This window comes from Cellulomonas sp. zg-ZUI22, from assembly GCF_017353535.1.
GTDB classification, from domain to species: domain Bacteria; phylum Actinomycetota; class Actinomycetes; order Actinomycetales; family Cellulomonadaceae; genus Cellulomonas; species Cellulomonas wangleii.
Window position 1 is genome coordinate 1 of the sequence record NZ_JAFMUZ010000004.1, and the last position, 13629, is coordinate 13629.

Genomic DNA, 13629 nt, shown 5'->3' on the forward strand with positions numbered 1-13629 from the left:
GTGTGGGCGCCCCCCCCCGTCCCGGCTGTGTGGTGGTTCCCCCCCCGGGGGGGGGGGGGGGGCCCCCCCCCCCCCCACGCCCGTCCGGCGCGCACGTCCTCGAGGCGCTGCCCGCCGCTGCCCGGAGGCGGTCGCTCAGGGCAGGGCGGTCCACTGCGCGCGCGCCAGCCGGAACCCGATGCCCGCGGCGTCGGTGCAGGTCACGCCGTCCTTCCCCGAGGCACAGGTGTACCCGCCCTGGGTCTCCTGCGCGCCGTACGCGAGCTCGGCACGGTCCGGCGGCAGCTGCGGCACCCCGTCGTCCTCGCACACGAACCGGAACCCCTCGGCGTCGAGCCGCACGACGTGACCGGTCGGCGACTCGCACCCGGTGACCCGGGGCGCCGCGTACGTGAAGCTCCTGATCGTGCAGACGACGCCCTCGGGGCTCATCTCGCAGGCGATGTTGCCGCTGGGCAGGTCGAACGCGACCGACTCCGAGGACCCCGGCTCGTCGTCGTCCCCGGCGGCGGCGTCCGCCACCGCGGTGGGCGTCGGCGTCGCGGCCGCCGGCCCCGGGGCGTCGCCGCCCCGGGGCAGCGTGATCAGCAGCACCACCAGCAGCAGCACCAGCAGGACGTCGACCAGCAGGAACACCTGCATCCCGCGGCTCAGGCCCCGCAGCGGCCCCATGCCGTTCACTCCTGGTGCGTGGCCGGTGCGTCGAACACCGGGCCCTGCGTGCGGGTGCGCTTGAGCTCGTAGAAGCCGGGGACGCTGGTGACCAGCGCCAGACCGTCGAACAGACGCCCCGCGGCCTCGCCCGTCGGCGCCGGGGTGATGACGGGCCCGAAGAACCCGACCCCGTCGACCGCCACGACCGGCGTGCCGACCTCGTCGCCGACCAGGTCCATGGCGGCCCGGTGCGACGTGCGCAACAGGTCGTCGACCTCGTCGGTCGCCGCGACGTCGGCCAGCGCGGCGGGCAGCCCCACCTCGGCCAGCGACTCGGCGACGATCGCGGCGGTGTCCGTGCGGCCACCGGGGTGACGGCGCGTGCCCATCGCGTCGTAGAGCGGCTTGAGGACCTCGTCGCCGTGGTCGCGCGCCGCGGCGACGAGCACGCGCACGGGCCCCCACGACTCGGCCATGAGCCGCTGGTACCCGTCGGGCAGGTCACGGCCCTCGTTGAGGACCGACAGGCTCATGACGTGCCACCGGACGTCGACGTCCCGCACGCGGGTGACCTCGTCCATCCACCGTGACGTCATCCACGCCCACGGGCAGACGGGGTCGAACCAGAAGTCCACGACGGGCACACCGAGCTCCTCTCACCGACGGTCGTGGCCGAGTGTGCCCTCTCCCGCCTGGCGACGCACATCCCGTGCGCGCTCCGAGGTCGGCGCGGGCCCCCGTGGCATGATCGTGCGGTCGCGCACGTGCGACACCGCAGCGTCCTGCGCACCGACCGACCCGACCCCGCGTCGCCGCCGACCGCCACGCCGCTGCCGCCGTCCATCGTGGCCACCGCCGCAGAACGATCGGAGAACGTCCGTGCCCGGAGAGAACCTCACCCGCGCCGAGGCCGCCGAGCGGGCCGCGCTCGTCCGCACCCACGCGTACGACGTCGAGCTCGACCTGACGACGGGGCCGACGACGTTCACCTCGCGGTCGACCGTGCGGTTCTCGGCGACGGCCGGCGCGAGCACCTTCGTCGACCTCATCGCGCCCACCGTGCACGAGGTCGTGCTCAACGGCCGTCGGCTGGACCCCGCGGACGTGGTGGCGGACTCCCGCATCCGGCTCGACGACCTCGCCGCGGAGAACGAGCTGACCGTCGTCGCGGACTGCGCGTACATGAACACCGGCGAGGGCCTGCACCGGTTCGTCGACCCGGTCGACGACGAGGTCTACCTCTACAGCCAGTTCGAGGTGGCGGACTCGCGGCGCGTCTTCGCGGTGTTCGAGCAGCCGGACCTCAAGGCGACCTTCACGTTCACGGTGACCGCGCCGGCCCACTGGACGGTGGTGTCGAACTACCCGCAGCTCGGCGAGCCGCAGCGCGTCGAGGGCGGCCGCAACCGCAACGGCGGCCGGGACGACGGCACCGCCACGTGGCGGTTCGACACGACGCCGCCGATCTCCTCCTACATCACGGCGATCATCGCCGGCCCGTACCACGGTGAGCACGGCGAGCTGACGAGCAGCGACGGCCGCTCGATCCCGCTGGGCGTCTACTGCCGGTCCTCGCTGGCCGAGCACCTGGACACCGACAACATCCTCGACATCACCCGCGCCGGGTTCGCGTTCTACGAGGAGCGGTTCGGCCACCCGTACCCGTTCGCCAAGTACGACCAGCTGTTCGTCCCCGAGTTCAACGCCGGGGCGATGGAGAACGCGGGCGCCGTCACGTTCCTCGAGTCGTACGTGTTCCGGTCGAAGGTGCCCGACGCGACCGTCGAGCGCCGGGCCGTGACGATCCTGCACGAGCTCGCGCACATGTGGTTCGGCGACCTGGTGACCATGCGCTGGTGGGACGACCTGTGGCTGAACGAGTCGTTCGCGGAGTACGCGTCGACGCTCGCGACGGCCGAGGCGACGCGGTGGACGAGCGCGTGGACCACGTTCTCCTCCCTCGAGAAGTCGTGGGCCTACCGGCAGGACCAGCTGCCCTCGACGCACCCGATCGTCGCGGACATGCGCGACCTGGAGGACGTCGAGGTCAACTTCGACGGCATCACGTACGCCAAGGGCGCCTCCGTCCTCAAGCAGCTCGTCGCGTGGGTCGGCCAGGACGAGTTCTTCGCGGGTGTGCGCTCCTACTTCGCGAAGCACGCGTGGGGCAACACCCAGCTGCGCGACCTGCTGACCGAGCTCGAGGCCACGAGCGGGCGCGACCTGTCGGCGTGGTCCGCGCTGTGGCTGGAGCAGGCGGGCGTCACGCTGCTGCGCCCCGAGATCGAGGTCGACGCCGACGGCGTCATCACGTCGTTCGCCGTGCTGCAGGAGGTCCCTGCGGAGCACCCGGTGCAGCGGCCGCACCGCCTCGCGGTCGGTGGGTACGACCTGCAGGGCGAGGGCGACGACGCGCGCCTGGTGCGCACCGTGCACGTCGAGCTCGACATCGACGGACCGCGCACCGAGGTGCCCGCGCTCGTCGGGGTCCGGCGGCCCGCGCTGCTGCTGGTCAACGACGACGACCTCGCGTACGCCAAGGTCCGCCTCGACCCGCAGTCGCTCGCGACGTCGGTCGCGCACCTGGACAAGTTCACCGACTCGCTGCCCCGGACCCTGGTGTGGGGCGCGGCGTGGGACGCGACCCGGGACGGCGAGACCTCGGCACGCGACTTCGTCGAGCTCGTCCTCGGCAACATCGCGCACGAGACCGACTCCTCGGTCATCCTCGTGCTGCTGCGCCAGCTGACCACAGCGCTCGACCTGTACGTGGCGCCCGAGCACCGCGAGGCCACCGCCACGGGGGCGGCCGACCGGCTCCTCGCGCTCGCCGAGGCGGCGCCCGCCGGCTCGGACCAGCAGCTGCAGCTCCTCAAGGCGTTCGCCGCCCGGGCACGCACCGACGCCCAGCTCGACGTCGTCACCGAGGTGCTCGACGGTCGGCGCACGCTCGACGGCCTGTCCGTCGACACCGACCTGCGGTGGGAGCTCCTCACCGCCCTGGTCGCCGGGGGTCGCGCGGGCGACGCCGACATCGCGGCGCAGCAGGCCGCCGACGCGACGGCCACCGGGCAGCGGGCCGCCGCGGCCGCGCGGGCCGCCGTCCCGACCGCCGAGGCCAAGGAGCGCGCGTGGGCCGCGGTCGTCTCGGGCGACGACCTGCCGAACGCCCTCCAGGCCGCGACGATCAGCGGGTTCGGGCGCGTGCACGACACGACGCTGCTCGTCCCGTGGGTCGAGCCGTACTTCGCCGAGCTCGAGCGGGTCTGGGCGGACAAGACCAACGAGATGGCCCAGAACGTCGTCGTCGGCCTGTACCCGACGGCGCTCGCCGACGACCCGCGGGTCGACGTGCTGGGTGCCACCGACGCGTGGCTCGCCGGGCACCCGGACGCCCCCGCCGCGCTGCGGCGGCTCGTGGTCGAGTCCCGCGACGGTGTGCGTCGTGCGCTCGCCGCGCAGCAGGCGGACCGCGCACGCGACTGACGTGACACCGACGGCCGGGCACGCGGGTGCCCGGCCGTCGGCGTGTCCGGGTCACGGTGAGCGGGTGGGGTGAACGGGTGGGGTGAGCGGGTGGGGCGAGCGGGTGCGGCCGACCCCCACGGGTCAGCGGCCGGCCCCGCGCTCCACGGCCCGCAGCCACGCCTCCGCCTGGCGGCGACCGCGCAGCCGCACCATGCGCGGGTCGTCGGCCCGTGCGGCGTAACGCTCGCGCACGCGCCGGTGCGAGGTCCAGGACCACAGCACGATGTTCTGGTCCGGGTCGAGGTGCCGCAGGTTCGCCAGGCGCTCGCGGTTGCCGTGCCACAGCTCCTGGCGCGTGAGCCCGCGCCACAGCGTGCGCCGCACCACCCGCGCCATGACGATGCGCCGCGGGTGGTCGAGCCAGACCACGGCGTCCGCACCGTCGAGCAGGTCACCGAGCCGCGAGTCCCAGTTGCCGTCGACCACCCAGGCGGGGCCCGCGGTCCGTGAGCGCAGGTCCGCGTGCGCCTCGGCGACGTCACGCTTGACCCAGTCCGGACCCCAGAAGACCTCGTCCAGCTCGACGTGCGGGGCCGCGAGCGCCCGGGCGAGGCGCCGCGCGAACGTCGTCTTGCCGGACCCGGAGGTGCCGACGACCCGCACGCGGCGCAGCGTCGTCGTCACTCGCCCATCGCGTCGGCCAGCGACTGGGCGCGGGCGTTGGTGAACAGGTCCTCCAGGAGCACGACCTGCCCCGTCCCGTCGGCCAGCGGCACCTTCCAGTTCGGGTACTCGCGGTCCGTGCCGGGCTGGTTCTGCGCCCGCCGCTCGCCCACCGCGTCCGCCAGGGACACCCCCAGCAGCACCGCGGGTGTCGCGGCGACCCAGCGGTGCAGCGCCTCGACGATCTCCCGCTCGCTCGGGTCGTGCCCCAGCAGCCCGCGCTCCCGCAACGCGCTCAGCATGCGCTCGCGCTCCGCGGCCGCCTCGGCCCGCACCTGCTCGACCGGGGTCGACAGCAGACCCAGCCGGTCGCGCAGGGTCACGTGCTCCTCCGCCAGGTACCCGGCGGTGGGGGGCAGGTCGTGCGTCGTGACCGTCGCCAGGGCGAGCCTCCGGTACGACTCCGGCGGACGCGGGCGGCCGTCGTGCTCCTGCTCGAACCACAGCACCGACGTCCCGAGGATCCCGCGCTCCGAGAGGTAGTCGCTCACCCACGGCTCGACGGTGCCCAGGTCCTCGCCGATCACCACGGCCCCGGCGCGGTGCGCCTCGAGCGCCAGGATGCCGACCAGCGCGTCGTGGTCGTACCGCACGTAGGCGCCGTCGCGCGGCGAGTTGCCGACGGGCACCCACCACAGGCGGAACAGCCCGAGCACGTGGTCGATGCGGATGGCACCGGCGTGCCGCAGCACCGTGCGCAGCATGTCCCGGTAGGGCCGGTAGGCGGCGCGGGCCAGGGCGTCGGGGTGCCACGGCGGCTGCGACCAGTCCTGGCCCTGCTGGTTGTACATGTCCGGCGGTGCCCCGACGGAGGCCCCGGTCGCCAGGACGTCGCGCAGCGCCCAGGCATCGGCCCCCTCGGGGTGCACCCCGACGGCCAGGTCGTGCATGATCCCCAGCGCCATGCCGCCCTCGCGCACGACGCGCTGCGCCCGCTCGAGCTGCTCGTCGGCCACCCACTGCAGCCACGACCAGAACACGACACGGTCGGCCAGCTCGACGGCGGCGGCCGCGACGGCGTCCGACAGCGGGTCGCGCAGGTCGTCCGACCAGCCGGACACGGGTCCGTACCGCTCCACGAGCGCGCACCACAGCGCGAACTCGCGCAACCCCTCGCCCTGCTCCTCGACGAACGCGTCGAACTCCGCCTGGCGGGCGACCGAGCGCGGGTGGCCGAACACGACCTCGAGCGCGGCCCGCTTGGCCGCCCAGGCCGCGTCACGGTCGACCGGGCCGGGGTCGGTGTCCAGCGCGAGCACGGGCTCGGCCGCCCACTCGACGAGCGCGCGGTCCGCCGCGGACAGGTAGGCCGTCTCCCGGACGTCCTCCACGCGGATGTACAGCGGGTTGACGAACCGCCGGGTCGTCGGCAGGTACGGGCTGGGCGTCAGCGGCTCGACGGGCTCCGCGGCGTGCAGGGGGTTCACGAGCAGGAAGTCCGCGTGCCAGCGGTGCGCGGCCAGCCAGCCGAGCTCGGCGAGGTCAGCCAGGTCGCCCACGCCCCACGACGTCCGGGACCGCACCGAGTACAGCTGCGCCATGACGCCCCAGACCGCGCCGTCGCGCAGCCGCTCGGGCAGCTCGAGGCGCTCCGGGGTGACGACGACAGGGCTGTGCGCGTGGGCCGACGGGCCCTCCGCGCGGATCTCGTGCCAGCCCAGCGGCAGGTCGTCGGGGAGGGCGAACGTCGCGCGGCCCACGAGCCGCCCGTCGACCTGCCGCGGCTCGACGACCACGTCGACCTGGACGACCTCGCGCCGCCCGCCGCCGACCTCCGGGTCGAGCTCGAGCCACACCTCGACGGGATCGCCGTGCGTGACGTGCACCGGGACGTTCACCGAGCTGCCCTGCCGCAGCACGACCACCGGGGGCAGCACCCGCCGCCACGGCATGTTCTCGACGTGGTCGAGCGCGAGCGCGACCCGCTCGGGCGTCGACGCGTCCACGCCGAGGGCGCCGAGCACGCGGATGACGGTCTCGTCGCTCGCCTCGTGGTCGTTCCCGTCGTGGCCGCGGTAGGCCGGCACGACGTCGTAGGCGGCGGCGAGCCGCCACAGGTCCTCGTGCAGGGTGGTGTGTGGCACCCCTCGATCCTGCCAGAGCACGCCGGGTGCAGCGCCCCGAGACCCCGGCCCGGCGCGGCGCGGCCGGACGGGTGACCCACCGCGCGACCGCCGGGCGCGACGTAGCCTGGGGCACCGTGACGACCGAGCCGCCGCGCGCCACCGCGCGCCCCGTCCCCCACGCAGCCCCCTACCCGGACGCCCCGCGCGCGGACCTCGTCGAGGACCTGCACGGACGCCGCGTCGCCGACCCGTACCGCGTCCTGGAGGACGCGGACGACGAGCGCACCGCGCGGTGGTCGCGCGCGCAGGACGACCTGTACGCCGGCTACCGGGCGCGGGTGTCCGCCGCCGCGGCCGGCACGCCCTTCGCCGACGCGACGCTGCGCGACCGCCTGGCCGCCCTGCTGGGTGCCGGGTCCGTCGGTGCGCCCGCGTGGCGCGGTGCACGCCGCTTCTCCACCCGCCGCGCCGGCGACCAGGAGCACGCCGTCGTGGTCGTCGCGGAGGCGGGCGCCGACGGCACCGCGACCGAGCGGGTGCTCGTCGACCCGCTCGTGCTCGACGCCGCGGGCACCACCACCCTGGACGCGTGGCAGCCGTCGAAGGAGGGCGACCTGCTCGCGTACCAGGTCTCGCACGGCGGGACCGAGGAGAGCGTGCTGCACGTCCTCGACGTGGCGACCGGCCAGCTCGTCGACGGTCCGATCGACCGCGCCCGCTACTCCCCCGTCGCCTGGCTGCCCGGCGGCGAGGCGTTCTACTACGTGCGCCGCCTCGCCCCGGACCTGGTCCCGGCCGACGAGCAGCAGTACCACCGCCGGGTCTGGCTGCACCGCGTCGGGACGTCCCCGGAGCAGGACGTCGAGGTCTTCGGTGAGGGCCTGGACCTGACCAGCTACTACGGCGTGCAGGTCAGTCGCGACGGCCGGTGGCTGATCGTGTCGGCGTCCGCGGGCACGGCGCCGCGGACGGACGTGTGGATCGCGGACCTCACCGCACCGGGCGCGCACGAGGCACCGGCCTTCGTCGAGGTCGCGGTGGGGCTCGACGCCGAGGTCGGTGCGTGGGTGGGCCGTGACGGACGCCTGTACGTCCACACCGACCTCGACGCGCCCCGCGGCCGGCTCGCGGTCACGGACCCCGCGACCCCGGGCGTGGAGCACTGGACGACGCTGCTGCCGCAGGACGACGTGGCGGTCCTCGAGGACGTCGCGTTCGTCGACGACGGTGACCCGACGCGGCCCTCGGCCCTGCTCGCGTCGTGGCGGCGCCACGCCGTCAGCGAGGTGACCCGGCACGACCCCCGCACGGGTGCGCGCACGGGGCAGGTGCCGCTGCCCGGGCTGGGTTCGATCAGCGGCCTGGTGACGCGCCCCGAGGGGGGTCCCGAGGTCTGGTTCTCCTACACCGACCACGTGACGGTGCCCCACGTGCACCGGTACGACGCCCGCACCGGTGACGTCGACGTGTGGGCGACCCCGCCGGGCGCCCTGCCCGACGTGCCGGCGGTCCACAGCCGGCAGATCGAGGTCGTGAGCGCGGACGGCACGCTCGTGCGCGCGTTCGTGCTGGCGCGTGCCGACCGCGTCGACGCCGAGGGGCGCCCGCTCGCCCCGGCGCCCACCGTCCTGTACGGGTACGGCGGCTTCCAGATCAGCCTGGACCCGGCCTACTCCGCGACGACCCTCGCGTGGGTCGAGGCCGGCGGCGTCTACGTCGTGGCCAACCTGCGCGGCGGCGGCGAGGAGGGCGAGGAGTGGCACCGCGCCGGCATGCGCGGGTCCAAGCAGAACGTCTTCGACGACTTCCACGCCGTCGCCGAGCACCTGGTGGCCGAGGGGTGGACGACCACGGACACGCTGGCCTGCTGGGGCGGCTCGAACGGCGGCCTGCTGGTCGGCGCGGCCGTGACGCAGCGCCCCGACCTGTGGGCCGCGGCCGTCTGCTCGGCGCCCCTGCTCGACATGGTCCGCTACCAGCGGTTCGGCCTGGGCGTGACGTGGACCGAGGAGTACGGCGACGCCGAGGTCCCCGAGGAGCTGGACTGGCTGCTCGGGTACTCGCCCTACCACCGCGTGGTCGACGGGACCGCGTACCCCGCGGTGCTGTTCACCGTCTTCGAGGGCGACTCCCGGGTCGACCCGCTGCACGCGCGCAAGCTCGCCGCCGCCCTGCAGGCGGCCACGACGTCCGACCCGGCGGAGCGGCCCGTCCTGCTGCGCCGCGAGATCGGCGTGGGCCACGGCGCCCGCGCGCTGTCCCGCACCATCGGCCTGTCGGCCGAGCAGCTGCAGTTCGTCGCCGACCGCACCGGTCTGCTGGAGGTCGAGGAGGCATGAGGACCCCGACCGTGTCCGCGGGCGCGTCCCCGAGCGCGTCCCCGACGGCGACCGCGCCGGCGGCGACGGCCGAGGTGACCCCGCCGTCGTTCACCAAGCCCGCCGGTGACAGCTGGCCCACATGGCTCGGCGACTGGTGGGAGTGGTTCGTCGGGGTCCCCCTGCGCATCGTCCTCATCGTCGTCATCAGCGCCCTGGTCCTCCTGCTGCTGCGGCGCACCATCTCCGGCGTCACCCGGCACGTGGCGGAGGGCGATCCCGTCATCGAGCGCGGTGTGCTGCGCCCGATCGGCCGGTCCGAGGTGGGCTCCGTCCTGCTCAAGGCGAACCCGCTCGCCACGGCCCGACGCGCGCAGCGCGCCCGGACCATCGGGTCCGTGCTGCGCTCGACCGCGTCGATCGTGGTCGGCTCCATCGCCGGCCTGCTGGTGCTCGACGCGCTGCACATCAACCTGGCGCCGTTCATCGCGTCCGCCGGGATCGTGGGCGTCGCCGTCGGCTTCGGCGCGCAGAGCCTGGTCAAGGACTTCCTGTCCGGCCTGTTCATGCTGCTGGAGGACCAGTACGGCGTGGGCGACGTCGTGGACATCGGCCCGGCGACCGGCACCGTGGAGAACGTCGGGCTGCGGGTGACCAAGGTGCGCGACGACAGCGGCACCCTCTGGTACGTCCCCAACGGCTCCATCGTCCGCGTGGGCAACAAGACCCAGGGGTTCAGCACCGCGCTGGTCGAGGTGGACGTCGACTACTTCGTCGACCTCGACGAGGCGCGCGGCCTGCTGACCGAGGCGGCCCGCCGGGTGGCGACCGACCCCGTGGTCGGCGCCTACCTGCAGGGCGAGCCCGAGGTCACGGGCGCCGAGAAGCTCGCGGCCGACGCCGTCGGGCTGCGCCTTTCCGTGAGGACCGCCCCGGCCATGCAGTGGGAGGTGGCCCGGCACCTGCGCCTCGCGGTGCGGCAGGCGCTCGAGGCGGCCGGCGTGCCGCTGGCCGGGCAGCGGGACGCCCTGGTGGCGCACCAGGAGCGCCTGGGGCTGATCCCGACGTCGGCGGACGACGGCGCGGGGGGCAGCGGCGGCACGACTCCCGGCGGGGCCGCCGGCACCCCGCAGGGCGACGCGCAGCAGGGCGACGTGGAGCAGCAGGGCGACGCCTCGCCGCGGGATCCCCACGACACCCCGGTGCACGACGTGGTCGAGCGCCGCGAGCCCCCGCCACCGCCGGCGGGCTGACGGTCCGTCAGCCGGCCGTCCAGCCCAGTACCGGACGGCCGGCCTCGACCCGCTCGCCCTCGGGGACGAGGAGCGTGACGTCGACGGCCTCGGCCTGCAGCGCCACGACCGGGCACATCGTCGACAGGCCCGCCGCGGCCACGTCCACCGGCGACCAGGTGAGCACGCGGTCACCCGCCCGCACGCGACGGCCGCGCTCGACGTGCAGCTCGAAACCCTGACCCGCCAGGGTCACGGTGTCGATGCCGACGTGGACCAGCACCGCGCGTCCGTCGTCGAGCTCGAGCGCGAAGGCGTGCGGGTGCAGCGCGCCGACGACGCCGTCGCACGGCGCGAGCACGTCCTGCCGACCGGTCCGGTCCGGTTCGACCGCGAGCCCGGGCCCGACCATCTGCTCGGCGAACACCGGGTCGGGGACGGCCGTCAGCGGCCGCACCACTCCCGGGACGGGGCTCGTCAGCCGCAGCTGCGCCACGCGGCGGCCGGTCTCAGCGCAGGGTGTCGAGCTCGGCGGCGAGGTTGTCGGCCTCGGGTCCCACGATCACCTGCACGATGCGGCCCGAGCGCACGACGCCGAACGCGCCGCTCGCCTTGAGCGCCGCCTCGTCGACCAGCTGCGCGTCACCGACCTCGACCCGCAGCCGCGTGATGCAGGGCTCGAGGTCCACGACGTTGGCCTCGCCGCCCAGTGCGGCCAGGATCTGCTCTGCCTTGCTCAATGGGTCTCCCTGGTTCGTCGTCGCCGGCGCCCGGGTGCGGCGACGACGGGTACCCGCCGACGGCATCGACCGGGCGTGCGCGGTCGGACCCCAGGCTACCGCCGCGCCACCGCCCGGCGCCCCTGCCACCGCGGCAGGGGCGTGGCGCACGCCGGCGGGGTGTGCCGGGTGCGCGACCGCGTTGGACCTCGGCGTGGGCCCGGGCCAGACTGCGGGGGCACGGCGACGACGGCGGCCGCACGACCGTCCCCTCGTCCCGGCGGGTACCGAGGAGGTCCGGGGTGGGCAGCACGTACGTCGTCCGAGGCATCGGCGTGAGCCCGGGACGCGTGGTGGGGCCCGCGGTGCGCCTGCCCGACGCCGTCGCCGAGCCGCCCGCCGGCCGGCGTCTGCCGCCGGGCTCCGACACCGGCGCGGCCGCCGAGCGGGTCGCCGCGTCCGCGGCGGCCGTGCGTGACGAGCTCGACGCCGCGGCGCAGGCCGCCGAGGGCGACAGCGCCGCGCTGCTGCACGCGACGGCCGCGATGGCGGCGGACCCCTCCCTGGTCGCCGACGCCCAGCAGCGGGTGCGTGACGAGCACCTCGTCCCCGAGCGGGCCGTGTGGGAGGCCGCGGACGCGGTCGCCGCCGAGCTCCAGCTGCTGGGCGGGTACATGGCCGAGCGCGTGCGCGACGTGACCGACGTGCGGGACCGGCTGGTGGCCCACCTGACGGGACTGCAGGCACCCGGCGTGCCGGTCCGCCCGTACCCCTACGTGCTGGTCGCGCCCGACCTGGCGCCGGCCCTCACCGCGACGCTCGACCCGCAGCGCGTGCTCGCGGTGGTCACGGCCGCCGGCGGGCCCACGTCGCACACCGCGATCCTCGCGCGGTCGCGTGGCATCCCGGCGGTCGTCGCCGCGGCCGGGGCGCTGGACCTCGCCGAGGGCACGCAGCTGCTCGTGGACGGCGCCGCCGGCACCGTCGTCCCCGACCCGACGGACGACGCCGTGCGGCGCGTCCGCGCCCGGGGTGCGGCGCCGCGCACCTTCGACGGGGACGGACGCACGGCGGACGGCCACCGCGTGGAGCTGCTCGCCAACGTCGGCGACCCCGCCGACGCGCAGGCGGCGGCCGACGCGGGCGCCCAGGGTGTCGGGCTGTTCCGCACCGAGTTCGCGTTCCTCGACCGCACGCAGGCGCCGGACGTCGACGAGCAGACCGCCGCGTACGGCCGCGTGCTGGCAGCCTTCGCGGGCCGCAAGGTCGTGGTGCGGACCCTCGACGCGGGGGCGGACAAGCCCCTGCCGTTCCTGCACGCGGCACCCGAGGCGAACCCCGCACTGGGGGTGCGCGGCCTGCGCGTGGCCCAGGAGCGCCCCGACGTCCTCGAGGACCAGCTCACGGCGATCGCGCGTGCGGCCGCCGAGCACCCGGGCACCACCACGTGGGTCATGGCACCGATGGTCGCCACGGTCGACGAGACCGAGGCGTTCGTCGCCGCGTGCGCCCGGCACGGCCTGCCCACCGCCGGGATCATGGTCGAGATCCCGAGCGCGGCGCTGCTGGCCGGCCCCCTGCTCGCCCACGCGCACTTCGCGAGCATCGGCACCAACGACCTCACGCAGTACACGATGGCCGCCGACCGGCTGCTCGGGGCGGTCGCGGGCCTGTCCGACGCGTGGCAGCCGGCGGTGCTGCGGCTCGTGGAGGCCACCGCGCTGGGTGGGGCCGCCCAGGCGCGGCCCGTCGGTGTCTGCGGGGAGGCGGCCGCGGACCCGGCACTGGCGGTGGTCCTGGTCGGGCTCGGTGTGACGTCGCTGTCGATGACGCCCCGGGCGCTGCCCGACGTCGCCGCGGTGCTGGCCGCCACCGACCTGGCGACATGCCGCGTGCTGGCACGTCGTGCCGCCGACGCGGCGAGCGCCGCCGACGCCCGTGCCGCGGTGCGCGCGGGCCTGCCCGTGCTGGACGAGCTCGGGCTGTGACGGCCGTCGGGGGTGGCGCGACGCACACCCCGGCCCCGTCCGGCCAGGCGGGGCAGCGTGTGAGGATGGGCGGCGTGAGAGACGACTCGTTCTACGCGGCCGTCGGCGGGCACGAGACGTTCGTCCGGCTCGTCGACGAGTTCTACCGCGGCGTCGCGGCGGACCCGGTGCTGCAGCCGATGTACCCCGAGGAGGACCTCGGGCCTGCGGCCGAGCGCCTCACCCTCTTCCTCGAGCAGTACTGGGGCGGACCCACGACCTACTCCGAGCAGCGCGGCCACCCCCGCCTGCGGATGCGGCACGCCCCGTACAAGGTCAACCCCGACGCGCGCGACCGCTGGCTGCGGCACATGCGGACCGCCGTGGACTCGCTCGACCTCGCACCCCTGCACCGCGGCCAGCTGTGGGACTACCTCGAGCGCGCGGCCCACTCCATGCTCAACACCTTCGAGGACTGACCC

Annotated in this window: 11 protein-coding genes; 5 read left to right on the forward strand and 6 right to left on the reverse strand. The window is 75.5% G+C overall.

What is annotated here, in order from left to right; translation table 11 throughout:
- Positions 1–135: 135 nt before the first annotated feature.
- Positions 136–672 (reverse strand): hypothetical protein, encoded by a 537-nt coding sequence (locus J1G43_RS12750; RefSeq protein ID WP_207340616.1) that lies wholly within the window; start codon positions 670–672, stop codon positions 136–138.
- A 5-nt stretch (positions 673–677) separates the two neighbouring features.
- Positions 678–1298 carry a DsbA family protein gene (locus J1G43_RS12755; protein ID WP_207340617.1) on the reverse strand — a complete coding sequence of 207 codons (621 nt, stop codon included), beginning with the start codon at positions 1296–1298 and terminating at the stop codon, positions 678–680.
- A gap of 235 nt (positions 1299–1533) precedes the next feature.
- Between J1G43_RS12755 and pepN the strand changes: the two genes are divergently transcribed.
- Positions 1534–4140 carry an aminopeptidase N gene (pepN, locus tag J1G43_RS12760; RefSeq protein ID WP_207340618.1) on the forward strand — a complete coding sequence of 869 codons (2607 nt, stop codon included), beginning with the start codon at positions 1534–1536 and terminating at the stop codon, positions 4138–4140.
- 123 nt (positions 4141–4263) lie between these two features.
- Here the strand turns inward: pepN and J1G43_RS12765 are convergent, their stop codons facing one another.
- Positions 4264–4806 carry an AAA family ATPase gene (locus J1G43_RS12765; RefSeq protein ID WP_207340619.1) on the reverse strand — a complete coding sequence of 181 codons (543 nt, stop codon included), beginning with the start codon at positions 4804–4806 and terminating at the stop codon, positions 4264–4266.
- Positions 4803–6929, reverse strand: a complete 2127-nt coding sequence (gene malQ / locus J1G43_RS12770) for a 4-alpha-glucanotransferase (protein WP_207340620.1) — start codon at positions 6927–6929, stop codon at positions 4803–4805. The genes J1G43_RS12765 and malQ overlap by 4 nt, the downstream gene beginning before the upstream one ends.
- A 116-nt stretch (positions 6930–7045) precedes the next feature.
- Between malQ and J1G43_RS19645 the strand changes: the two genes are divergently transcribed.
- Both J1G43_RS19645 and J1G43_RS12780 read left to right on the forward strand, forming a co-directional pair.
- Positions 7046–9250 carry a prolyl oligopeptidase family protein gene (locus J1G43_RS19645; protein WP_207370793.1) on the forward strand — a complete coding sequence of 735 codons (2205 nt, stop codon included), beginning with the start codon at positions 7046–7048 and terminating at the stop codon, positions 9248–9250.
- Positions 9247–10482, forward strand: a complete 1236-nt coding sequence (locus J1G43_RS12780) for a mechanosensitive ion channel family protein (RefSeq protein ID WP_207378588.1) — start codon at positions 9247–9249, stop codon at positions 10480–10482. Before J1G43_RS19645 ends, J1G43_RS12780 begins: the two co-directional genes overlap by 4 nt.
- A gap of 7 nt (positions 10483–10489) precedes the next feature.
- Here the strand turns inward: J1G43_RS12780 and J1G43_RS12785 are convergent, their stop codons facing one another.
- On the reverse strand, positions 10490–10957 hold the full coding sequence (locus J1G43_RS12785; RefSeq protein ID WP_207340623.1) for a PTS glucose transporter subunit IIA: 468 nt from the start codon (positions 10955–10957) through the stop codon (positions 10490–10492).
- Between the two features lie 13 nt (positions 10958–10970).
- Complete coding sequence (locus J1G43_RS12790) at positions 10971–11267, reverse strand: glucose PTS transporter subunit EIIB (protein WP_256439610.1); 297 nt, start codon at positions 11265–11267, stop codon at positions 10971–10973.
- A gap of 215 nt (positions 11268–11482) precedes the next feature.
- Here J1G43_RS12790 and ptsP point away from each other — a divergent pair, with 215 nt between their 5' ends.
- Together ptsP and J1G43_RS12800 are read left to right on the forward strand one after the other, a co-directional pair.
- Positions 11483–13168 (forward strand): phosphoenolpyruvate--protein phosphotransferase, encoded by a 1686-nt coding sequence (ptsP, locus tag J1G43_RS12795; protein ID WP_207378589.1) that lies wholly within the window; start codon positions 11483–11485, stop codon positions 13166–13168.
- Positions 13169–13242: 74 nt separating this feature from the next.
- Entirely contained in the window at positions 13243–13626 is a 384-nt protein-coding gene (locus tag J1G43_RS12800; RefSeq protein ID WP_089802120.1) for a globin, read from the forward strand.
- Positions 13627–13629: the final 3 nt, after the last annotated feature.

Excerpts from the sequence above, each read along its gene's own strand:
- J1G43_RS12790 (WP_256439610.1), bottom strand. The coding sequence starts at position 11,267 with ATGCCGTCGGCGGGTACCCGTCGTCGCCGCACCCGGGCGCCGGCGACG.
- J1G43_RS12780 (WP_207378588.1), top strand. The coding sequence starts at position 9,247 with ATGAGGACCCCGACCGTGTCCGCGGGCGCGTCCCCGAGCGCGTCCCCG.
- J1G43_RS12750 (WP_207340616.1), bottom strand. The coding sequence starts at position 672 with ATGGGGCCGCTGCGGGGCCTGAGCCGCGGGATGCAGGTGTTCCTGCTG.